At 49.5% G+C, this 22,496-nt stretch carries 18 protein-coding genes; 13 read left to right on the top strand and 5 right to left on the bottom strand.

What is annotated here, in order from left to right; translation table 11 throughout:
- Positions 1–21 precede the first annotated feature (21 nt).
- Genes QCB44_RS09960 through QCB44_RS09950 form a run of 3 tightly spaced genes read right to left on the bottom strand, consistent with a single transcriptional unit; the run spans position 22 to position 3,373 of the window.
- The gene (locus QCB44_RS09960; protein WP_279409811.1) at positions 22–969 is read right to left on the bottom strand and encodes a lipid A biosynthesis acyltransferase; all 948 of its coding nucleotides are present in this window, start codon (positions 967–969) and stop codon (positions 22–24) included.
- Positions 962–2,704: a lipid A export permease/ATP-binding protein MsbA gene (msbA, locus tag QCB44_RS09955; RefSeq protein WP_279409810.1), complete on the bottom strand. Its 1,743-nt coding sequence runs from the start codon at positions 2,702–2,704 to the stop codon at positions 962–964. The genes QCB44_RS09960 and msbA overlap by 8 nt, the downstream gene beginning before the upstream one ends.
- A gap of 6 nt (positions 2,705–2,710) precedes the next feature.
- Positions 2,711–3,373 (bottom strand): tyrosine-protein phosphatase, encoded by a 663-nt coding sequence (locus QCB44_RS09950; protein WP_279409809.1) that lies wholly within the window; start codon positions 3,371–3,373, stop codon positions 2,711–2,713.
- A 119-nt stretch (positions 3,374–3,492) separates the two neighbouring features.
- On the opposite strand from QCB44_RS09950, the gene QCB44_RS09945 reads away from it, so the two are divergent.
- Genes QCB44_RS09945 through QCB44_RS09900 form a run of 10 tightly spaced genes read left to right on the top strand, consistent with a single transcriptional unit; the run spans position 3,493 to position 15,804 of the window.
- Positions 3,493–5,106 carry a phosphoethanolamine transferase gene (locus QCB44_RS09945; protein WP_279409808.1) on the top strand — a complete coding sequence of 538 codons (1,614 nt, stop codon included), beginning with the start codon at positions 3,493–3,495 and terminating at the stop codon, positions 5,104–5,106.
- Positions 5,103–5,474, top strand: a complete 372-nt coding sequence (locus QCB44_RS09940) for a diacylglycerol kinase (protein ID WP_279409807.1) — start codon at positions 5,103–5,105, stop codon at positions 5,472–5,474. Before QCB44_RS09945 ends, QCB44_RS09940 begins: the two co-directional genes overlap by 4 nt.
- Before the next feature lie 19 nt (positions 5,475–5,493).
- Complete coding sequence (rfaD, locus tag QCB44_RS09935; protein WP_279409806.1) at positions 5,494–6,459, top strand: ADP-glyceromanno-heptose 6-epimerase; 966 nt, start codon at positions 5,494–5,496, stop codon at positions 6,457–6,459.
- Positions 6,460–7,497 carry a lipopolysaccharide heptosyltransferase I gene (gene waaC / locus QCB44_RS09930; RefSeq protein ID WP_279409805.1) on the top strand — a complete coding sequence of 346 codons (1,038 nt, stop codon included), beginning with the start codon at positions 6,460–6,462 and terminating at the stop codon, positions 7,495–7,497.
- A complete protein-coding gene (locus tag QCB44_RS09925; protein ID WP_279409804.1) occupies positions 7,494–8,687 on the top strand; it encodes a hypothetical protein in 1,194 nt (397 codons plus the stop codon). The genes waaC and QCB44_RS09925 overlap by 4 nt, the downstream gene beginning before the upstream one ends.
- Complete coding sequence (locus QCB44_RS09920) at positions 8,684–9,772, top strand: hypothetical protein (RefSeq protein WP_279409803.1); 1,089 nt, start codon at positions 8,684–8,686, stop codon at positions 9,770–9,772. Before QCB44_RS09925 ends, QCB44_RS09920 begins: the two co-directional genes overlap by 4 nt.
- A gap of 2 nt (positions 9,773–9,774) precedes the next feature.
- A complete protein-coding gene (locus tag QCB44_RS09915; protein WP_279409972.1) occupies positions 9,775–10,719 on the top strand; it encodes a glycosyltransferase family 2 protein in 945 nt (314 codons plus the stop codon).
- Positions 10,720–10,732: 13 nt separating this feature from the next.
- Complete coding sequence (locus QCB44_RS09910) at positions 10,733–11,899, top strand: nucleotide sugar dehydrogenase (RefSeq protein WP_279409802.1); 1,167 nt, start codon at positions 10,733–10,735, stop codon at positions 11,897–11,899.
- Between the two features lie 34 nt (positions 11,900–11,933).
- Complete coding sequence (locus QCB44_RS09905; protein WP_279409801.1) at positions 11,934–12,944, top strand: NAD-dependent epimerase; 1,011 nt, start codon at positions 11,934–11,936, stop codon at positions 12,942–12,944.
- Between the two features lie 31 nt (positions 12,945–12,975).
- Positions 12,976–15,804 carry an FAD-binding and (Fe-S)-binding domain-containing protein gene (locus QCB44_RS09900; protein WP_279409800.1) on the top strand — a complete coding sequence of 943 codons (2,829 nt, stop codon included), beginning with the start codon at positions 12,976–12,978 and terminating at the stop codon, positions 15,802–15,804.
- A 10-nt stretch (positions 15,805–15,814) separates the two neighbouring features.
- On the opposite strand, the gene QCB44_RS09895 is transcribed toward QCB44_RS09900, so the two are convergent.
- Positions 15,815–16,237 carry a hypothetical protein gene (locus tag QCB44_RS09895; protein WP_279409799.1) on the bottom strand — a complete coding sequence of 141 codons (423 nt, stop codon included), beginning with the start codon at positions 16,235–16,237 and terminating at the stop codon, positions 15,815–15,817.
- A gap of 108 nt (positions 16,238–16,345) precedes the next feature.
- On the opposite strand from QCB44_RS09895, the gene QCB44_RS09890 reads away from it, so the two are divergent.
- From QCB44_RS09890 to QCB44_RS09880, 3 genes are all read left to right on the top strand, one after another.
- Positions 16,346–16,942, top strand: coding sequence for a Maf family protein (locus QCB44_RS09890; RefSeq protein WP_279409798.1), 597 nt, complete (start codon positions 16,346–16,348; stop codon positions 16,940–16,942).
- Between the two features lie 12 nt (positions 16,943–16,954).
- Complete coding sequence (gene rng, locus QCB44_RS09885; RefSeq protein ID WP_279409797.1) at positions 16,955–18,424, top strand: ribonuclease G; 1,470 nt, start codon at positions 16,955–16,957, stop codon at positions 18,422–18,424.
- 102 nt (positions 18,425–18,526) lie between these two features.
- A complete protein-coding gene (locus QCB44_RS09880; protein WP_279409796.1) occupies positions 18,527–22,294 on the top strand; it encodes an AsmA-like C-terminal region-containing protein in 3,768 nt (1,255 codons plus the stop codon).
- A gap of 4 nt (positions 22,295–22,298) precedes the next feature.
- On the opposite strand, the gene QCB44_RS09875 is transcribed toward QCB44_RS09880, so the two are convergent.
- The coding region (locus QCB44_RS09875) for a hypothetical protein (protein WP_279409795.1) at positions 22,299–22,496 on the bottom strand (198 nt) is incomplete at its 5' end.

Below are 22,496 nucleotides of genomic sequence, written 5' to 3'. Positions count from 1 at the left end.
TTGAGAAAACGTGAGTTCAATTTAATAGTTTTTTAAATTCCAGCGGTTGTGTACCCACAGATATTGAGCCGGGTTGTGGCGAATTTCCGCTTCGTAAAGCTGATGCAGGCGCAAGGTGTCGGCATAGTCATCTCCAGAGGGGAAATTATCCAAGGCCGGCAAGAATTCCACTTCATAGGTGCCGTTATCCAGGCGGCGGGTAAAGGTCGGTACCACCGCACAGCCGGTCAGCTTGGCAATTTTTGAAGTGGCGGGATTGCTTTTCGCCGCATGGTCGAAAAACGGGACTTCAATATGCCCTTTGGCCCGGTAGCGCTGGTCAGGCAGGAATCCGAGGCTGCCACCCGCTTTCAGAGTTTTGAGCATGCCGCGGGTATTACTGTTGGCAATCGGGACGCCGGCAGGCTGGTTGCTATAGAGAATGGTACGCCCTTTGGCAATTAGATAATCCATTAACGGGTTGTCATGTGGGCGGTACACGGCATTGAAGTGGGTCAAAAAGGAGACAAACAGTCCGGTCAATTCCAAGGTGGTGAAGTGGGGGGAAAGAATCAGTACGCCTTTGCCTCTCGCTTGTGCTTCCCTGAGATGTTCCTCACCCATGTAGCGGACAAGGTTTCGTTCCGCGGCATGGGCATGATCTTTTTTGTGAGCGCCATACCAAGCCAAACTCATTTCCATGAGGCCAATACCGAGCGATTCAAAGTGCTTTTTGACCAGGTCGCGACGTTCATCTTCGTTTTTTTCAGGGAAGCATAAGTCAATATTGGCTTTAGCTAATCGCTTGCGTTTTGCCGCGATCAAGAACAGCAGTTTGCCCAGGGCTTTGCCTGTGTGGAGCTTGAAGGGATACGGTATCAGGCTCAGCAATCTGAGCAGGCCTGCCCCTAACCAGATCCCCCAAAACTGGGGCAATAAAAACCGCTTTTGGAAGTCGGGGCTTTGTGGTGAAGTGGATTGTTTAGCCATTAATCGAATCCCCTTGTTGATAGAGGTTCGCATAGAGCCCGTTTTGTTGCAACAACGCTTGGTGCGATCCGAGCTCAACCAAGTGGCCATGATCCAAAACGGCAATTTGATCCGCGTTCTCTATGGTGCTTAAGCGGTGAGCGATAATAATGACTGTACGGTCTTTGCGTAGTGTTTCCATGGCCTTCTGAATCATCTGTTCACTTTGATTGTCGAGCGCGGAGGTGGCTTCGTCCATAATCAGGATCGGAGCATTTTTCAAGAACGCACGGGCGATGGCGATGCGTTGGCGCTGGCCCCCGGACAGGCTCGCTCCCTGGTCGCCGACGACGCTTTGCAGGCCTTCAGGTAATTTTTCGATGAACTCCCAAGCATGGGCGGCTTTGGCTGCGGCAATAATGTCTGCTTCGGAAACGTCATCACGGCCGTAAGCGATATTGGCGGCAAGCGTGTCATTAAATAGCACCACGTTTTGGCTGACATAGGCGATTTGATCGCGTAGATGGTGAAGCTCGATGTCATTGATCGGTGTGCCGTCCAGGAAAATTTGACCTTTTTGAGGCTGGTAAAACCGCGTGATCAGATTGGCCAAGGTCGATTTGCCGCTACCGGACTGTCCGACGAGTGCGATGGTTTGTTTGGCCGGCAGAGTTAAGCTAAAGCTCGCCAGTGCCGGGGTGTCACTGCCAGCATAATGGAAAGTCACCTCTTTAAACTCTATTTGGCCATTCACTTCGGTCAATACTTTGTGACCCGTATTCGGTTCTTCATCCAAGTCGAGCAGTTCGAAGATACTCTCGGCCGCCGCCATACCTTTCTGAATGGTGGCGTTGATATTGGTGAGGCGGCGGATGGGTTCAAAAATCATCGCCATAGCGGTAATGAAGGCGATGAACTCACCGGGGGTGAAGAGATCCTGTGCCGACATCACCGACGCGGCATAGAGGACACCGGCCAGGGCGATGGCGGCCAGCATTTGCACCATCGGTACATTGGCGGCGGATACCTTGACTACATCCATAGTGTGTTTTCTGAGGGTTTCGGCGGTGTTGTGAAAACGCGCTTGTTCGTAGTGCTCGGCGCCGTAGATCTTGATTTCTTTATGGCCGTTTAGGCCTTCTTCAAGGCGCTGGGTGAGCTCGCCCATGCTGTTTTGCATGGATTTACTGGATTGGCGCATCAAGCGGCTGGCGCGATCGATAATAAAGGCGATGACCGGTCCGATAATCAGCATCAGCAGGGTGAGTTGCCATGAAGTGTAGAGCAGAAAACCGACCAACCCGATAATAATCAGAGTGTCGCGGATGATAATGATCCACGCCTGACTGAGTGAGGCGCCTACCTGCGGGACGTCGTAGGTGATTTTAGAGAGCAGTTTGCCGGTGGTGTAGTCATGGTGAACCTGTTGTGGCAGATTGTTCATTTTGGCAAACATTTCCGCACGAATCGCCAAAATCGCTTTGTGCGCCACCCATTCGCTGGCGACTTTGCTGGCGTATTCGGCGAGTCCTTTAATTACAAACACCAGCATGATCAGTAGGGGAATGGTGGTAATCGCCTGTGGATCCTTGGCGATTAGACTGTCGTCCACCAGAGGTTTGAGCAGGGCAGGCATCATCGGTTCCATCGCGGCAGCCAAGGCTAGGGCAATCAGCGTGACCGAAACCACTTTCCAGTAAGGTTTAATGTAAGTCAGTAGACGTTTGTAGAGGGTTAATGTGTGTTTATCGAGCATGCCGGTTTATTCGCGTCTCAAAATCTTGTTCACCACTATATTAGCCCAACCCGCGCTATGAAAGCGTTTATTGAGTTCCGGTTTGTCATAGTGGTTTTGCAGCCAGTCGAGAAACTCTGTTTCAGGATGGTTGGCACGATAGGCCAAGTACTCGTCAAAAAAGTAATCCAATTTTCCCGTTTCCGCCCAGCGAAAATGCCCGTATTTCATGCTTAGCTGCTGTAAAGCCTCCTCAATCGGTTTATGTTCCATAAACAGTTCGTAGAAAACGCTCATCAGGCCCGCCCGGTCGGCACCGGATTTGCAGTGAATCAGTATGGGGTATTCCGCTGCCTCCAGAATCTGTTTGGCTTGCAGTACTTTTTCGACATCCGGCAGGGAGCGTGATGACATCGGGTGGTTGATTAAGGTGATGCCGTATTTGTCACAAGCTTCTTTTTCCAGTTTGTATTGCCCACTGTCATCAGCACGTCGCAGGCTGATAATGGTTTTGATGCCGTATTTCTGATGCAGTTTTTTAATGAAAGCCGGAGAGGGGTGGTTGCTGCGGTACGCCTTGCCGGAAAGGCGGTAAAAGTTGCGATAGAGGGCGCGCAAAATTTCATGATCAACCAGCCAGGCTTCCAAGTGCGCTTTAAAACGACCCCATTTGCTTTGCAACTGTTCCATATAATGATGATCTACCGGTTGTTCCGAAAGGGAAATAAAGGGCTTATTTTAACCTTTTGGAAGCGCTAAATGATAGAATTCGCGGTGTAATATTTTTGTCATTTGGTCAAAGGATTGCAGTGAGTAGAATATTCCAATCTCATTGGTGGGCGGTATTTTTCATCTTCTTTTTTCCGCTGGTCGTTACCTACAGTTATGTCGAGTTTGTGCGTGGTTCGGAATTGAATGCCCGTCTGGGATGGCTGTTGATGATCGGTGGTTTGGCGTATCTATTTCGTCATACCGTGCTGCAGAAGTTTTTATTGTTTGTCATGTCGCTGATGGCGTTGTCCGGGGCATTTGACATTCTGTATGCAGTCACCTTCGGCGGCGTGTTTACCAGTGCGACCTTTGAAGCAATGGTGCTAACGGATACCCATGAAGCGTTGGAGTTTCTGGTTGCCTATGCGTCGGTGGAAAATGTCCTGTTGTTGGCGTTTTACCTGACAGTAGTCTATTTCTCATTACGCAAGCTGACCTTCAGGGCGATAGAGCGTCGTCGGGAAAAAGTGGTGGCGTTTTTAGGGGTGTTAATGGTGGTGGTCGCTATCCAGCAGATTGTGCAGCGCGACCGGACATTTGATACCATTCCGGGATTTGCCGGCGTAGGCATCGATTATTTTAACAATCGCGACTCGTTGGAAGAGGTGATCCAAGCGCGCCAAAGGCTTTATGAGAATAAAGTATTCACGGCAACAAAAAACAGCGAGTTACCGCAAACCTATGTGGTGGTGATCGGGGAGTCGATGAATCGTAACCATCTCGGTCTGTATGGTTACAGCCGAAATACGACGCCGAACTTGCAACGTTACAGTGATCAACTTCTGAAGTTTGATAACGTGGTCTCTGCGTTTGCGCAGACACGGCCTTCTTTGTCGGTATCATTGACCGAAGCCTCTCTGAGAAACGGTATGCGTGAACAGGAGGCGATCAGTCTGCTCGGTGCGGTTAAGAAAGCCGGCTTTAAAACCTGGTGGATTTCCAATCAACAGCCATTGCGGGTTCCCACCTCGGCGATTGCCTCTTTAGCGGATGAGTCACATTTTATCAGTCATGATTTTCACGGGGTGGAAGACCACCGTTATGACGGTTATCTGTTGCCTTATGTTAAGCGGGCTCTGCAAGATTCGGCAACGCATAAAGTGATTTTTGTGCATTTGATGGGCAGCCATCTTCAGTATCGCAACCGTTATCCGCCAGAATTTTCCGTATTTAATAATGCAGACGGAGCTCGCGGTTATCGAGAGGAATTATCCGACACCGAATTGCAATATATTAATGAGTACGACAACTCAGTGCGCTATACCGACTTTGTACTCGGGGAGATTTTGGCGCAGTTGCAATCGCATTCCGAGGCGGCGGCGTTGAGCTTTTTTGCCGATCACGGCGAAGAAGTTTACGACAGCAAAGACTTTAAAGGCCACGGTCCGGACGGGGTGACCAAAAACATGCTTGAAATTCCGTTTGTGCTCTGGCGTAATGCGGCGTATCAATCTGCATTTGAGGTTTTTGATCGCAGGCTCGGCTCACGTTTGCAACAGCCGTTTATGCTGGACGATTATTTCCATTTTGGTCTCTGTTTTATGCAGGTGGAAAGCAGTTTGAACAGGCCTGTCCACTCGCTGTGTTCTGCGGAATACCAGCCAAGTCCGAGAGTGATTTACGGTAAAGATTACGACAAGGGGTTACAATGAAGTCGCCACACAGTGGTTTGAAGCGTGTTATTTATGCGGCCGGCTACTCTTGGAAGGGGTTTAAATCCACTTGGAAGCACGAGGCGGCGTTTCGCCAGGAAGTGATTTTGGTTGTGGTGTTGGCCCCGTTTGCGTTTTGGTTAGGAGAGACCGCCTCGGAACGCGCCATCCTGCTGGGTGTGTTGTTGATTGTGCTGGTGGTGGAGCTGCTTAATTCGGCGATTGAGTCGGTCGTTGACCGCATTGGTGATGAATACCATAAGCTGTCGGGACGCGCCAAAGATCAAGGATCGGCCGCAGTGTTTCTCTCCTTTTTCGTCGCCATCGTGGTATGGGGCGGGTTTTTGATTTCAAAGTTAATGAATTAACAGTAGTAAAGGTAACAAAATGATTGTAGTGACAGGCGGTGCCGGGTTTATCGGATCGAATATTGTCAAAGCGCTCAACGAAATGGGGCGTACCGATATTCTGGTGGTCGATAACCTCAAAAACGGTAAGAAGTTCATTAACCTGGCCGACTGCGACTTTGCCGATTATCTGGATAAGGAAGATTTTCAAACACGGATTTTTGCTGAAGAAGGCTTGCCTGAGATCGAGTGTGTTTTCCATGAAGGGGCCTGTTCCGCGACCACGGAGTGGGACGGCAAATATATTATGGACAACAACTACGAATATTCCAAAGATCTGTTGAACTATTGCCTGAACCGGAAAATACCGTTTCTGTATGCCTCTTCTGCCGCGGTGTATGGCGACGGGCCGACGTTTATCGAGTCGCGCGAGTATGAAAAGCCGCTGAACGTGTACGGATTTTCCAAATTCCAGTTTGACCAATATGTGCGCCAGATCCTGCCGCACGCGGAGAGTCAGGTAGTCGGTTTTCGTTACTTTAACGTCTATGGCCCGCGCGAGCAGCATAAGGGTGATATGGCGAGTGTGGCCTTCAAACTGCACAATCAGGTGCTGGCCGGCGAAAAGCTGAAGCTGTTCGGCGCTTATGACGGCTATGAAGCGGGGATGCAGAGCCGCGATTTCGTCTATATCGAGGATGTGGTCAAAGTTAACCTGTGGTTTATGCAGAATCCGCAGAAGTCCGGTATTTTCAATCTGGGGCCGGCCCAGGCCGAGCCGTTTAAGAACATTGCCGAGGCGGTTATCGAGTTTCACGGCAAAGGGGAGATCGAGTATATTCCGTTTCCGGAACATCTTAAAGGCGCTTACCAGAGTTTTACCCAGGCGGATAATACGGCTTTGCGCAACGCCGGCTATGACGGTGATTTCCACAGCGTCGCGCAAGGGGTGAAGAAGTATCTGAGTTGGTTGAACGCTCATCCCAAGGTGCTGGATTTTCAATAAATGCGCATTTTGTTGATCAAAATGTCCTCGATGGGGGACGTCTTTCATACCTTTCCCGCCCTGTCGGATGCACAGGCGGCGTTGCCGAATCTGAAAGTGGATTGGGTGGTGGAAAAAGCGTTTGCCGAAATTCCTGCCTGGCATCCGGTCGTGGATAAGATCTATCCGATCGAACTGCGCAAGTGGCGCAAAAGTTTGTTGAGCCGGGAGACGCGTCAGGCGATTAAAGCGTTTTTTGATGAGGTCAATCAAACCCATTACGATCTGGTGCTGGATGCCCAAGGGCTGTATAAAAGTGTTTGGGTCGGGCGCCGCATTCACGGACGCATTGCCGGTTTTGATTTCACCAGCGCCCGAGAGCCGTTGGCCAGTCTGTTTTATCAATATAAAAGCTCTGTGCCGAAGGATCAGCACGCCATTGCGCGTTTGCGTCAACTGTTTGCCAAATCACTGGGGTATAAGCTCGCCGACAATGCGCCGATTGTTTATGGTCTGCAAACTGATGATTGGCCGCGTCCAGAGGTGTTGCCTTGGAGGGAGGAAAACTACCTTGTGTTTCTGCACGGCACCACCTGGACCACCAAATACTGGCCGGAAGATCATTGGGTGGAACTGCTCAATATGGCGCAACAGGCCGATTATAAGGTTGTTTTGCCGTGGGGCAATAATGAGGAACGTGAACGCGCCTTGCGCTTGTCGGCTGCTACCAAAACTGAACAGGTCTGGGTGACGGAACGCATGCTCAGTTTGAACGAGATGGCGCAGGTGCTGAAGAATGCGCAGGGTGTGGTGTCGGTGGATACCGGGCTGTCGCATGTCGCCGCTGCGCTCGAAGTGCCGATGGTGGTGCTGTATCGGGTGACCGATCCGAAACTGGTCGGAGCAGATGGAACCGCGGTGACGCGTTTGCAATCCCCTTGTGCACCGGGTTACATCAAGCAATTCAAGGATTTGCAGCAGGAAGCTCTCTCTTTGCAGGGCTTGGAAAGCGAATCGGTCTGGCAGGCGCTGCTGGCCAAAATGGATAAGCCGTTATGACGGATGAGGCCTCTAAAAAATTGCCGAATTTAGTTCTGTTTGCCGCCAGCCGGGACCAGCGCCGTTATTTTTCGGAACTGGCCAAACATACTCACCTGGGCGCCCGGGTTAAATGGTACAAATCGTTACGCTTGCCGAGTTTGTTTACCTCGTTTCCTGGTGCGGAACTTTGGCGGCAGGCGGCGCTGTTGACGCTTCGCAAGCGGCATAGCCGCAAGGGGAAGCATTATCCGAATTTGTTCTGGCCGTTGTTTAAAGTCTTGTCCTGGCTACAGGCCTGCTGGATTTACGCACAATATGCTCATTGGTTGAAGCGTGAGCGAGCGCCGTTTATTGGGCTGTGGAACGGCAAAAAATTTCGTCAGGCCATTCTAGTGGAAGCGCTTGAGCGCTTTGGCCGCCAGCCGGTCTTTTTTGAAACCGGGCCTTTGCCCGGCGTTTCCGCCATTGACCCCAAGGGGGTGAATGCCTACAGCAGCATTCCGCGAGAAGCCAGTTTTTACCGCGCCTATACTCGGCCCTATACTGAACTCAATTCTGAAAAAACCGACGCCGAAAAAACCGAACCGGCCTGTTCGGTTCGTCCCAAGGATTTACCGGAACATTATATTTTTGTCCCTTTCCAGGTGGTGGAAGACAGCAATATTTACCTGCACTCGCCGTGGATTCGCAGTATGCGTCAATTGTTCACTCTTTGTCAGCGTATGGCAGAGCAGTTGGGAGACAAGACTGTTTTTGTATTTAAACCGCATCCGGCCTGCGATGAGGATTATTCCGACCTGAAAGCGTTGCAGACAGCGCAATTGTGTTTTGTTGAGGATATTCCAACGCCGCAACTGGTTCAGCATGCCGATGCCGTGGTCACGGTCAATTCCACCGTCGGTTTGGAAGGGTTGATGGCTGGCAAGAAAGTGCTGGTGCTGGGCGATGCCCTATTTGCGATAGAGTGCATTAGCTATCCGATTACGGATGAGGCGATGCTGCTGGCTCATTTGCGTAAACTGCAACAACTGCCGTTTGACGCCGATTTGGCAGCGCGCTTTATCGGTTACTTGCAGAACGACTATGCGGTGCCCGGTAATGCGATGCAAAATCCGGGTGCCGTACATTGGGCGGCGGCCGAACAGAAATTGCGTTGGATTTTGCAGTATCGAAATGATCTGGCGTTGGGATTGAGTGAGCAGGCATGAGCGATTTACCAGGCAAAGGCCTTTATCTGCCTTCCACTCCGTTGAATGTATTGGTGTCGGCCGCATTGGCGCTGAATACACGGCAGGCACACGGCGAGAATCAGCAGGCCGAGCTATGGCTGATCGATCAGAGAAATCAGGAAAATAACCCATATTTCAATGCGTTGCAGCAGTGGTCGCAGAGTCCGTTTTCCGGAGTCCGGTTGTTTGGCACGGGAGACGGCGTGCAAAGTAAATGGAAGGTACGCCGACAACTGTTTGTGAAGTTGGATAAGGCATTAGAAAATTATGATCCGGATTTCGTTGCCGTAGGCAGTGACCGACGCATTGAATTTCAGTATGTGATGCATCGCTTGCATCAGCGCGCCAAACAGCCAACGGGTGTTTATATGGATGACGGCCTTTATTCTTACGCCGGGCGTCCTTCGGTGTGGTGGAAAGACCTTGTAAACGCCGGGCTTAAGAAAATGGTTTATGGTAGTTGGTGGGAAGAACCTTCAACTGTTGGCGCGTCCAGTTTAATTGATCAGGCCTGGTTGTTTCGCCCGCACAGTGCGGTCGCAGCGCTGAAAGCCAAAGCGTGTTTTGAACTGCCGGGAGCGTGGTTTACCCAGGATGCGATGTTGGAACTCAGTCGACGGGTGGCCGAAGAGATGGGATTTGATCTTGGTCTGCTGGCCGGATTGGATGACGTGATCTTGATTGCCCATCCGCATAACATTGAGAAAATGCCGGGTTACCGGGAGCGCATGGCGGATTTGGTTCAGCGCTTGGTACAACAGGGCCAGCGCGTCGGCATTAAATACCACCCGCGCAGCGGTTCCGAAGATGTATTGCATCTGTTGGGGGCCGGAGCGGAAGTTGTGATTCCCAGCCAGTTGGCGTTTGAATTTTGTTTGCCGGCGTTTACATCGCAGGGCCGAATCATCGGCGATGTAGGCACCGCATTGTTTACCGGGCGCTGGTTGCGGCCGGATATGGATGTTATTGCTTGGCTCAATCCGCAGGATGCCTTTCAGAAGCGTTTTGTGGATTTAAGCCGTAACATGGGCGTGACCGTTTTAGAAAGGATAGAGACGTTGTGAGTATGCTTCAAATCATCCCTTTTTTGTGGCAAACGAAAAGAGCGGTAAGCGAGTCGGACCGTTTGGTGATGACTATTTTGTGCCGTGATGAAGTGGATATTATCGAAGAAAACATCCGCGTGCATGCGGCGTTGGGGGTTGATGCGTTTGCCGTGATGGACAACGGTTCGACCGACGGCACCCGGGAGAAGTTGGCTGAATTGGCCAAAGAGTTTGAAGTCCATGTGATTGACCAGCCTTCGCAGACCTATCAGCAAGCGAAATGGATGACGCAGCTGGCGCAGTACGCGCGAAAAACGCTCAACGCGCGCTGGGTGATCAGCAACGATGCCGATGAATTCTGGTTGCCGGAGCAGGGAAGCCTGAAAGATTACTTAAAAGCCAGTGATTCGGTGGTGACGGTGCCGCGTAGCAATATGGTGCTGACGGAAGCAGCCTTGGAAAAAGGCTATCACTTTTCGCAAGCGACGCACCGTGTGCTTTACCCGATCTGTTACGACCGTGAGGTGCAGAAGACCGACGATCAAATCTCCATGCTGCTGGTGCCGATCAGTCCGAAGGTGATCGTCAATCCGACAGGCCTGATCAAACTGAGCGGCGGTAATCACCGTGCAAAGCACTGGTGCAAGTGGCTGAGTGCGCGCAACGAACCGGGGATTCGGGTTTATCACTATCCCATCCGTTCCTGGGAGCAGTTTGAAGCCAATATTCAGCACCGTCAGCAACTTCTGAAACTGCCGAATGCGCGCATGGGGGATCATTATCGCCGCTGGGTACGTCTCTATGAAGGTGGCAAACTCTATGAGGAGTTTAAGCGCTTGGTCGCCAATCAAGAGCAGTTGAGTGCTTTGGAACATTTTCGGGTTGCAATAAAAGATTCACGGCCAAGCTCTATAATGCAGCAAACGCTGGAACTTTCTGAGCGTAATAAGCCGATTCAAGATTAGAGGAAGGATGCAGATGAAAATTGCGGTGGCTGGAACCGGTTATGTTGGGCTGTCGTTGGCCGTGCTGTTGGCGCAACATAATGAGGTGGTGGCGTTAGACATTGTTCCCGAAAAAGTCGAGCTGTTGAACCAAAAGCGCTCACCGATTGCCGATCCCGAAATCGAAGCGTTTTTGGCGGATAGGCCGTTAAACTTTACCGCGACACTGGATAAGCAGGCCGCTTATGAAGGTGCTGATTATGTGATTATCGCCACGCCGACCGATTATGACACCGTAACCAACACCTTTAACACCAATTCGGTGGAAGCGGTGATTCGAGATGTGATGGCGATCAATCCACAAGCCTTGATGGTCATCAAGTCAACGGTGCCGGTAGGCTATACGCAACGCATTCGAGAAGAGTTTGGCTGTGATAACTTGATTTTTTCTCCGGAGTTTCTGCGTGAAGGCAAGGCGCTCTACGACAACCTGTATCCGTCGCGGATTATTGTCGGCGAAGATTCGGAGCGCGCCAGAGCTTTTGCCGACTTGCTGGTTCAGGGGGCGCAAAAAGAGTCGATTGAGGTGCTGTTTACCGAAGCGACCGAAGCCGAAGCGGTCAAATTGTTTTCCAATACCTATCTGGCGATGCGCGTAGCTTATTTTAATGAATTGGATAGTTACTGCGAAGCGCATGGTCTGAACAGTCGTCAGGTGATTGAAGGGGTAGGATTGGATCCGCGTATCGGTAATCACTATAACAACCCTTCGTTTGGTTACGGCGGTTATTGCTTGCCGAAAGATACCAAGCAACTGTTAGCAAATTATCAGGAAGTGCCGAATAATTTGATCCGTGCGATTGTCGACGCCAATACCACGCGAAAGGACTTTATTGCCGAGCAGATTATCAAGCGTAACCCTAAGGTCGTGGGTATTTATCGCTTGGTGATGAAACAAGGTTCCGATAATTTCCGCGCCTCCGCCATTCAGGGAGTGATGAAGCGGATTAAGGCGAAAGGAATTGACGTGGTGGTTTATGAACCGGTTTTGCAGGAAGACGAATTTTTCCATTCGAAAGTGATTCGTGATTTGCCGAGTTTCAAGGCTATGTCAGACGTGATTCTGGCAAACCGCTTGACGGACGAAATGAGTGATGTTGTCGAAAAAGTTTACACTCGCGACCTGTTTGGGCAGGACTGATTAAGAAATTAGTAAAGGGATAAGAAAACGCATCATGAAGATTTTGGTAACCGGATCGGCCGGTTTTATCGGGTTTTATACGGTACAGGCTCTGTTGAAGCAGGGACATCAGGTCATTGGCATTGACAACCTGAATGATTATTACGATGTCGCTTTGAAAAAAGCACGTTTATCCGAGCTGGAACGATTTGCGCAAGATTGTGCTGAAAGCGGGCAGTCGTATCAGTTTATAGAAATGGATATTGCCGACAGAAAAGCCATGAGCGAGCTGTTTGCAAAGCACGATTTTGACCGTGTTATTCATCTGGCCGCACAGGCCGGGGTGCGTTATTCTCTGGAAAATCCACACGCTTATGTGGACTCTAATCTGGTGGGGTTTGTTAATGTGCTTGAGGGGTGCCGACAGCAGCAGACACCGCATTTGGTTTATGCTTCGTCCAGCTCGGTTTACGGTATGAATAGCAAAATTCCGTTTTCGACCGATGACCGTGTGGATTTTCCGATCTCCCTGTATGCCGCGACCAAAAAGTCGAATGAACTGATGGCGCATACCTACAGCCATCTGTACAACATCCCGACCACCGGATTACGCTTTTTCACGGTTTACGGCCCTTGGGGGCGCCCGGATATGGCGTATTTTTCGTTCACACGAAAGATTCTGGCGGGTGAAACGATCGATGTGTTTAATCACGGTCAGATGGAGCGTGACTTTACCTATATCGACGACATTGTTGAAGGTGTGGTGCGCGTGATGGATCATGTCCCTCATCCGCAAAGCAGTGAATTCACTCACGCCCAAGCGCCCTACAAGATATACAATATCGGTAATAACCAACCGATTAGCTTGGAGCGTTTCATTAACGCCATTGAGCAAGCAACCGGAAAACAAGCGGTTCGCAACAATCTGCCAATGCAGCCAGGAGATGTGCCCAGAACCTATGCAGATGTCAGTGACTTGATGGTCGATGTTGGCTTTAAACCGGCGACCGAGATTGAAACTGGTATTTCAAAGTTTGTGGATTGGTATCGGCAATATAACCAGTAATGCTGTTGTGGCAAGCCAAGGGTAGGTGACCTTGAATCGACTGATCAGTGATGCATCCGTTTTTGAGCTGACGCTCAAAAAAGTGGAAATGCCAGAAACGCAAAACAGGCTTGTTGAGGCTGTTCAATCGGCATTGAGAAATAAATTGCCGATTATACTACGTGCCGGCGGTACCTCTCTGGCGGGGCAGGCGATCGGTTCGGGCGTGGTGATTGATGTTTCCAAACACCTGACTAACATTGTCGAATACCGTCCCGAGTTCAAAGAAGTGGTGGTGGAGCCGGGGGTGATTCAGGATGATTTGAACGCCTTTGTCAAAGCCGACGGTTTGCGTTTTGCGCCGGACACTTCCACTTCCAACCGCGCCATGATCGGCGGTATGATCGGTAACAATTCCTGCGGTTCCTATTCGGTCTATTACGGCACGACGCGCGAGCACGTCAAGTGGGTGGATGTGATCCTTGCCGACGGTTCCGAAGCGCGTTTTGGTCCCTTATCCGCTGAAGAATTGGAGCAAAAGCGTCACGCGACCAATTTTGAAGGGCAGATCTACCGCACCGTTCTGCATTTGCTGGAAAATCACGGCAAAGCCATTCTGGACCATTTTCCGCATCCAACCATCAAGCGCCGCAACACCGGTTATGCGCTGGACGAACTCTATCGGCATCATCGGCCGTTTAACCCGCATGGTAAACCCTTTAATTTGGCGCCGCTGATCTGCGGCAGCGAAGGCACGCTGGCTGTGATTAAGCAGGCTTGCCTAAATCTGGTGGAACTGCCGAAATGCCGCCAGTTGATGTGTGCGCACTTTGATTCGGTGGAAGCGGCGATGCAGGTGGTGCCGCACCTGCTGGAGTTCGAGCCGGCAGCGATTGAGTTGATCGATAAGCCCACACTGGATGGTACCAAAGCCAATTTGCAGCAACAGCAAAACCGTTTTTGGATTGACGGCGATCCGCAAGCCGTCTTGGTGATCGAGCTGTTTGATGATGATGAAGCGCGCTTGCAGTCGCGTTTGCAAACTCAACAGGCCTGGTTGTTGGCGCACGGAGCTTACGCTGCGCCTTTGATCGAACCGGCCAATTCCGCCAAAGTGTGGGAGGTACGCAAAGCGGGCCTTGGCATGCTGATGGGCAAGGTGACGCGCAAAAAGGCGGTGGCGGTCATCGAAGACGCGGCCGTTCCGGTGCATCGCTTGGTTGATTATTTTCAGGATGTGCAGGCCTTGATGGCGGAGTTGAAGGTGGGTTGTGTCTATTATGGCCATGCTTCGGTCGGTCTGATTCATATCCGTCCTGAACTTGATCTGGCGACTAAGGAGGGCAAACAGCTATTTCAAACGATTGCTGAGCGTAATTCTAAGCTGGTGAAAAAATATCGCGGTGCTTTGTCCGGTGAGCATGGTGACGGCCGATTGCGCGCGCCGTTTTTGCAGGAGCAGGTCGGCGAGACCGTCTATCTCTATCTTCAGGAACTCAAGCGCGCCTTTGATCCGCAGAATTTGCTCAATCCGGGGGTAATTATTGGCGATGCGCCGATTACCCAAAATCTGCGTGCGGATCGCCAGCCGCAAAAAAGGTTGGCTACGGCCTTTGACTGGTCAAAAGACCTTTCGCTGATGGACGCTGTGGAAAAATGCAACGGCGCGGCGGCGTGCCGCAAATCGGCCGGCCTGATGTGTCCATCTTATCAGGCGACGCGTGAGGAAAACTACTCTACCCGCGGGCGCAGTAACCTGCTGCGCTACGCCCTGACCGAGCCCGATCCGCGCAAAGCGTTAAAACAGCATCAGTTGCAGGACGCTTTGGAACTGTGTCTGGGGTGCAAGGGATGCAAAAGCGAATGTCCGGCCAATGTGGATATGGCACGTTTAAAGGCGGAGGTGCTGTATCAAACGCGACGCTGGTTGGATTTGAGCGCTTGGGCGTTAAAACACTATGCAGGCCTGTTGAAAATGGGACAGCGTTTTCCGGTGCTGTTTAACCGAGTGCAAGATCTGGGCATTGCGAAAAAACTCATGGGGGTGGACAGCCGCCGTACCTTGCCGCAAGCGCACGCCTTTGATCTGCAAGCCTGGTGGCAGGGGCAAACCCAGAACAAACCTGATAATGACTCGCTGCCGACATTGTGGGTGTTATGCGATCTGTTCAGTCAGTATCAGGAACCGCAAGTCGGTCAGGCGGCGTTGCGCAGCCTGCAAACTCTGGCACAGCGTGCCGGTTTTAATGTGGAGCCGGTGTGGATGCGGGCATCGCCGCGCGCGTTGATCAGCAAAGGCCTGTTGCCGGAAGCGCGGGAAGCCTTGTTACAGACAATGCATGCACTGCGTGGGTGGCAAGCAGGAGACAAAATCGTCGGTATCGAGCCTTCCGAGCTGTTGGTTTGGCGTGATGAAGCGAAAGATTTATTGGCAAACGCTTCCGCAAAAACTCAACAGGCCTGGTGTGATGCCGTATTAAGTGTGGAAGAGCTAATGTTGGAATGGTCGCAATCGGTTCGATTGCAAGAATTGGCGCCAATCAATCAACGAGTTTGGCTGCATGTGCACTGTCACCAAAAAGCCTTGGCCAAACCGGCGGATACCTTGCAGGCGTTGCAAGCGTTGCCGGGCTTAAGTGTGGAGATGATTCCGTCCGGTTGCTGCGGTATGTCCGGCGAGTTCGGTTATAAGCATTATGAGGTTTCCAAAACCATCGCCAATCAGGTGTTGCTGCCAGCTGTGCAGCAGGCATCACCGGATGATTGGATCGTGGCCACCGGTACCAGTTGCCGGCATCAGATTGCCGATTTAGGCCAGATTCAAGCCATGCATATTGCTCAAGTGCTGGACCGGTTTTTACACGGTCAAGTCAAACACTGAACAGGCCTGCTCAGTTTGCAAAGAATTCCGCTAACGCCTGTTTAAATTTAAGCGGCGTTTCTTCACAAGCGTTCAAAGGCTCATGGCACCAGACCGCGTCGGGCCACACTTCATCGTTCTCTTCTCTAAAAATTAGGTGGATATGCAGGTAGGGGTTTTTATTGCCAATCTTAGCCAGGTTGAAATGGTTGCCGAGGCTGTTTTTTTGCATAAAGCCGATCAAGCGATAAATTTCGCCGTAAAGCTGTGCCGCATAGCCCGGATTTTTTTCGGCATCCAATGATTGTTTGGGCACAATTAAGAACCAGGGAAGCTGGGTTCTTTCAGCCATTAGGGAGAAAAGCGGGTGGTCAAACAGATAAACCGCGTCAAAGGTTTCTTCAAGCTGTTGTCGAGAGTGATCCGTTAAGATAATGTCTAAGGTGTTTTTCATAAAGTTCCACTGTAAAAAAGAACCGGTATAGCGCCCATTTACGCTGTTTACAGGTTAGAATGGCTAAATGATGAACTAAGCGTAAAAATACGATCATAGCAGATTTTTATGGAAGCAGAGCGCGAAGCAAAAAAATTACTGTATCTGGCCTCAGGCTCCCCGCGTCGACAAGAACTGATGCGCCAGTTGAACCTCAATTTTGAAGTGATTGAGGCGCCGGTTGAAGAGGTGGCCCTGCCTAATGAAAGCCCCGAATCTTATGTGCGCCGTATCGCGATTGAAAAGGCATTGGCCGGGTTCAACAAGGTGGCCGGTAAACAAATCTGGGTGGTTGGGGGTGATACGGCAGTGGTGCTAGGTGATAAAGTGTTCGGCAAACCTCGAAGCGAGGCCGATGCCCATGCCATGCTGCGCAGACTTTCCGGCGCCACGCATCGTGTCTTGTCGGGGGTGGCCGTCGTGTATGACGGAGAAGTGTTTTCTCGGTTGAACCAGACCGACGTCACCTTTAGAGCCTTAGAGGATGCAGAAATTCATGAGTACTGGCTGAGTGGCGAACCGCAGGGTAAGGCGGGGAGCTATGCGATCCAAGGTTTAGGTGCGCGTTTTATTGAACGTATCGAAGGCAGTTATTCGGGCGTAATGGGGTTAGCGCTTTATGAGCTCGATCAGCTCTTGCGTGAATCGGCTTACACTAAAGAGTAAAAGGTTTTTTACATGCATAATGAGGAAAAAGTACTCGTCAATGTGACGCCTAATGAAACCCGAGTGGCTTGGGTTGAGAATGGCGTTTTGCAGGAAGTTTGGGTTGAACGCACCAATAAACGTGGCTTGGTTGGTAATATTTATATCGGCAAAGTGGACCGCGTGCTTCCAGGCATGCAGGCTGCATTTGTGAATATTGGTTTGGAAAGAGCCGCGTTTTTGCATGTTTCCGATGTCTGTCAGAAGGCAATCGGGCATGAAGATGAAGAATGCGAGGACATCGCCAAACTGCTGCGCCCTGGTCAGAAGATTATGGTGCAGGTCGTCAAAGATCCTTTGGGAACGAAAGGTGCACGGATTACCATGCAAGTCACGATCCCATCGCGCTTATGTGTTTACATGCCAAATGAAAAGGCGCTCGGGGTTTCGCAAAAAATTGAGCAGCCGGAAGAGCGTGAACGTTTGCGTGAACTGATGAAACAGATTCCCGAATGCAAGGATTCTGAAGGAGGGTTTATTGTCAGAACGGTCGCCGAAGGGGCCGATTTCCATGAGTTGCGTGCGGATGTGATTTTCTTACAGCGTTTATGGAAAGATGTTCAAGAAAGAGCAAAAAATGCGCGTAAACCTTGTGTGATTTATGAAGACCTGCCGCTGTTTTTACGGATTATGCGCGACATCCCGATTGATCGTATTGAGAAGATTCGGGTTGATTCCACGGAAACTCTGCAAAAGATGAAGCAGTTTGTGGACACCTATGTCATGGAGTTGGCAGATCTTCTTGGGCTGTATGCTGGCGAACGCCCTATTTTTGACCTGTATAACATTGAACAGGAAATTCAAGGGGCTTTAGAAAAGCGGGTCAATCTGAAGTCCGGGGGCTATCTGGTGATTGATCAAACTGAAGCAATGACGACGATTGACGTTAATACCGGTGCGTTTGTTGGCCATAAAAATCTCGAAGAAACGATTTATCGCACGAACCTGGAAGCGACTCAGGCGATTGCACGTCAGTTGCGCTTAAGAAATCTGGGCGGGATTATTATTCTGGATTTTATCGATATGGATGCAGAAGAGCACAAGGCACATGTGCTGTCGGCGCTTGAAAAGGAACTCTCCAAGGACCGGGTTAAAACGTCCATTAGCAATATTTCCAATTTGGGTCTGGTGGAAATGACGCGTAAGCGTACCCGAGAAAGCCTAGAGCGCACGCTTTGTGAACCCTGTCCGATGTGTAATGGACGTGGTACGGTGAAAACCGCTGAAACGGTCGCCTATGAGATTTTTAGAGAAATTACCCGTATGGCGCGCTCTTTTGATGCCAAGCAATATCGGGTGATTGCAGCAGAGAGCGTGGTTGCGAGGATAATGGATGAAGAGTCGAGCAGTGTTGCCGAGTTGGAGGCGTTTCTGGATAAGAGTATTCGTTTTCAAGCGGAAAGTACTTATGCACCGGAACAATTTGATGTGGTGATGATGTAGCTAGGGGCGAGAGTAAGAGCGTCACGAGGCACGGGGTAATGGCGGCAGACAAAAATGGTTCAAAGAACGAATAAATTACTTTACTGGCTGTTTGCTTTGTTGGTGGCTTACCTGTTGGTTGTCCGCTTGGTGATTACATGGGCTCAAGTTGCTCCAAGCCAGTTTGGTGGCGTGATTGCCGCGGTCACTGGAAGTGAGGTTGAATTTAAAGATTTGACCATTGAACAAAACTGGCTTGGGGTGACGCTTTATCTTGATGATTTGAAAGTAACCCATCCTAAGATGGCACTGGAAGCAAGCCATTTCAGTGTCGATGTTAATCTCTTTTCCCCTTTGATCCCTAACACCAGTTGGGGTGATTTTCTTGAAATTCGGCATTTAAGATTTTTGGATTTCAGTACGCCTGAACAAGTTCCTGAAAATAAACCTGCAATTGAGCTTCAGGCGTTAAGACAACAGCTTAAAGAGATCAGTCTCAGCCGCCTATGGCGACGGGTTGATGTTCAGGATCTGCAACTCTCTACCTACAGTCGAGGTTATCCATTACAGGTTTATGTGAACACCTTTCAGGCCTTTAAAGGGGCGCATTGGAGTTTGGCTTCGGAATTTGAATTTTCTTATGCGGGTGTACTGCAAAACGAAACATTTCAATTGAAAGCGTCGCTTCAACCCAATGTATGGGGAGGGATTGAAGACGGTGAGTTTACCCTCCACTCGTTTAATCCTCTTAAAATTCAGAATTTAGCTCAGCTTTTGCCTCATAAGTGGCTGCAGGTTCTTCCTCGTGGCGAGTTGACGCTTGAGGCCAAAGGAGAGCTGTCAGATACCTGGTTATCCAACTTAAGTTTGAACTTATATGCGCAAGCACTGAAGTGGCCGGATAAGCAAGCTGTGTTACCTGAGACGTTTGGGGTGAATTTAGAGTGGCAAAATCAGGAACAGTTGCGTGACGAATCGCAGTTAAACTGGCGTTTTGCTGTACGCGAAATGCAGATCGACAATCACTATATACAGACGGTTTCGCCTATAGAGCTTGCTCTGGCAAAAAATCGCAATCTTCATTTTGAAACCACGCAGTTCAATATCGAGCCATTCAAGAATATGGTGCATTCTGTTTTGCGCTATGAAAGTGTGGCGGATTTGTTTAGTTCTGCGGTGGAATTATCGTTACAGAATATTGTGGGCGAACTAGATATTGAAACTTTGGAAATGAATTCACTTTCCATGAAAATCGATAAGCTTGCTGTTCCAGTAACCCATCTCCCCGGTTTAGCCATGGAGAAAGTGTACCTCGATAAAAAAGGGGAACAGTTTCAGTTGATCGCGGATAAGCCGATTTGGCTGATGGAATCTCGTGTACATCCGATTCCGATGAGGGTGCAGTTGTCTAACCGGATTCATGGGCTTTATAAACCTGCCAGTAATGTCTGGCAGCTGAATCCTATCAGTCTGGATTGGGATGGTATTCCTTTGACGTTAAGGGCTGTTGGGGATTTTGATGGGTATGTCGATGCCAACTTGTCTGTGAAACCTGGGAGTATGGCGAAGGTTAAGCAGTATTTGCCGTATTCCTTAATGTCGCAAAAGCTTCAAACATGGTTAAAAACGGCTTTGGTTGACGGCGATTCCATTCAAGGGGATTTTTTTTTCGATGGCAATGTAAATAAGATTTCTTTGTCCGATACGCATGGGGCGCGTTTTGGTGGAGAATTGACGGTTAAAAATGCACAGTTGAAATTTCAGCCAGAGTGGCCGGCCTTAAAAGGCTTTGATGCCAAACTGACTTTTTCGCCTTATCGGTTGCAAATTAACAGTGATGCGATTTCTCTCAATTCAGGGGTCAACGCCACTGCAGTGGATGTATTAATTGATGATCTTAATAAAAAAGACATTGCTGTTCGTGTGAAGGCTAAAGCAGCAGGGGAAAGTGATTTTGTATTGGATTATCTTTTAAATACTCCTTTGCCAAGCAAGGTGTCACTAGAAGGCTTTATTGCGGATAAATCCAAGCTTAATTTAAGCGATTTCTTGAGTGTGGACCTGGATGAGATTTGGATTCCGATTTCTGGCTACGATCAAAAGACTGAACGTGTCAGGGGAAGAGTACATTTAAATGGAAATCATCTGTTGTTATATGACGCCTTTACATTCGATGATATTAAAGGAAGTGTCGAGTTTACTGAAAAAACGGTGAAAAGTGATCTGCTTCAGGCGGTGTTTGAGGATGGTTCTGCTCGCTTGCGCGTGGCTACGGATCTCAAGAATAAGCAGATATTGATTAAGGGAGAGGGGAAGGCTCTACCTGACTATCCGGATATTGTTTCCGGTCCTGCTGAGTGGCAGGCTCAGGTGAGCCTTCCAATGCGCAAATCAGAAAAAACCGGCGTTCAGATCAAAGTGAATGCGGATATGAGTCATGCGAACTGGAAAATGCCGGCGCCTTTTGATAATGCAGGCCTGACAAAGAGCATTCTTTTACAGCTTGATGTTAAAGACGAGCGTGTCTTGGTTGAGGGGGAAGTTGATGGGATAGGGAAAGCCCAGCTTATGCTGTCCGATGCTGGAGATAGAGTGGAGTTGTTAGCAGGCAATTTGTTGTGGGGTCAGTTGGCGGCAACAATGCCTAAACTGGAATCCGGTGTTTTTTCTGTTCAAGGTCAGGTGGCTGAATTGGATCTGGACGCCTGGACTGACTGGCAGAAAAAGGTGTCTGAAAATAACGAATCAACAGGCCTGTTCGGTTTTGATTGGGTTGATGACATGCTGTGGGATAGTTCTAAGCTTACATTTAATAAAGTGAATTTGCTTGGAGAGGCGTACCCGATTCTGGAGTTGGTTTGGCAAAGTACTGATGAGAGAAGGGTCGATATCCGTGGTCAATCAAACTTTCTTGAGTTTGTTGCCAGTCTTTACGATGAGAAAAAGCTAGACGTAGCGGTGAATAAACTGGCATTAGTATGGCAAGGAGGCGACGTTGATGACAAAACGCCTGTTTCAGGAGGCTCAGAAGAAGTTTCATGCAAGTTGGCCAAGGCGTCTAAGATTCCGTGGCCTGAAATAAATTTTCAGGGATCAAATATCCATTTGAATAAAGTGGATGTGCAGGCGGTGACGTTCAATTTGCAGGAGAGTAAAGATGTGTTGCACTTTAAAAATTTGAATGCGCAATTTGCCAATAAAGCCGGGCAGCTAAAAGGTGAGTATTTTTTTCATAAATTTGCCAATCAAAGTAGTACGCGCTTAGAGCTGGAATCCAGTAACGTTAAAAGTCTGACTAAACTATTGGGTTTGAAGCAGGGGTTTAGTGGGAAAAAAGCACAAATGAAAGCTAACCTAGCTTGGACGGGTGGGCCGGAGTGTTTCGGAGTTAAAGCCCTGACTGGGCGAGCCATTTTTGAGATTAAGGACGGTGTAGTTGAGGATGTGGAGCCAGGTTTTGCACGTCTTTTAGGCTTGCTGAATGTCACTTCTGTCGCAAGACGCCTGTCACTGGACTTAAAGGATGTAACCACCAAGGGGATGGTCTATGATGTAATTCAGGGAAGAGCAGTTCTGAAAGCCGGGGATTTGCGGTTAGAGTCATTTAAATTGCAGGCCCCTTCGGCAACGGTTGGTTTGTCTGGTAGAGTGGATCTACAAAATAAGGAATTCGACCTCAATGCAGAGGTGACACCTGCTCTTGGTAGTTCGTTGCCCGCATTGAGCGCTATTACAGGTGTGGCGTCTCCGCTCGGAGCTTTAGCAATCTACGCGCTCATGAAAGTGATACCGGATATTAATGAAGATTTAATTACCTATCGTTATAGCGTGACAGGGCCGTGGGATAAGCCTTCTATTAAAGAGAAAAAGAATAATAAAGAAACTGAATAATTTTTTAGATAAAAATGTTGACACCGAAAAAAACTAAATGCATAATACGCACCTCTTCAAGACGAGGCGCTGACGACAAACGGAAGCGGCGAGTTAAGAAGGGTAGAAGCGGTATTGATTGTGAGTTTGAACGAATTGGTCTGCTGAAAATAATTTGAAAAAATTGTTGACAGTTTGATTGATTGGTCACTATAATACGCGG

Source organism: Thiomicrorhabdus sp. zzn3, assembly GCF_029767755.1.
GTDB lineage: Bacteria > Pseudomonadota > Gammaproteobacteria > Thiomicrospirales > Thiomicrospiraceae > Thiomicrorhabdus.
This window is presented reverse-complemented; position numbering and strand designations above follow the sequence as displayed.

Excerpts from the sequence above, each read along its gene's own strand:
- QCB44_RS09950 (WP_279409809.1), bottom strand. The coding sequence starts at position 3,373 with ATGGAACAGTTGCAAAGCAAATGGGGTCGTTTTAAAGCGCACTTGGAA.
- QCB44_RS09920 (WP_279409803.1), top strand. The coding sequence starts at position 8,684 with ATGAGCGATTTACCAGGCAAAGGCCTTTATCTGCCTTCCACTCCGTTG.
- QCB44_RS09895 (WP_279409799.1), bottom strand. The coding sequence starts at position 16,237 with ATGAAAAACACCTTAGACATTATCTTAACGGATCACTCTCGACAACAG.
- rfaD (WP_279409806.1), top strand. The coding sequence starts at position 5,494 with ATGATTGTAGTGACAGGCGGTGCCGGGTTTATCGGATCGAATATTGTC.
- QCB44_RS09925 (WP_279409804.1), top strand. The coding sequence starts at position 7,494 with ATGACGGATGAGGCCTCTAAAAAATTGCCGAATTTAGTTCTGTTTGCC.
- waaC (WP_279409805.1), top strand. The coding sequence starts at position 6,460 with ATGCGCATTTTGTTGATCAAAATGTCCTCGATGGGGGACGTCTTTCAT.
- QCB44_RS09905 (WP_279409801.1), top strand. The coding sequence starts at position 11,934 with ATGAAGATTTTGGTAACCGGATCGGCCGGTTTTATCGGGTTTTATACG.
- QCB44_RS09910 (WP_279409802.1), top strand. The coding sequence starts at position 10,733 with ATGAAAATTGCGGTGGCTGGAACCGGTTATGTTGGGCTGTCGTTGGCC.
- QCB44_RS09960 (WP_279409811.1), bottom strand. The coding sequence starts at position 969 with ATGGCTAAACAATCCACTTCACCACAAAGCCCCGACTTCCAAAAGCGG.
- QCB44_RS09915 (WP_279409972.1), top strand. The coding sequence starts at position 9,775 with ATGCTTCAAATCATCCCTTTTTTGTGGCAAACGAAAAGAGCGGTAAGC.
- msbA (WP_279409810.1), bottom strand. The coding sequence starts at position 2,704 with ATGCTCGATAAACACACATTAACCCTCTACAAACGTCTACTGACTTAC.
- rng (WP_279409797.1), top strand. The coding sequence starts at position 16,955 with ATGCATAATGAGGAAAAAGTACTCGTCAATGTGACGCCTAATGAAACC.
- QCB44_RS09890 (WP_279409798.1), top strand. The coding sequence starts at position 16,346 with ATGGAAGCAGAGCGCGAAGCAAAAAAATTACTGTATCTGGCCTCAGGC.
- QCB44_RS09940 (WP_279409807.1), top strand. The coding sequence starts at position 5,103 with ATGAAGTCGCCACACAGTGGTTTGAAGCGTGTTATTTATGCGGCCGGC.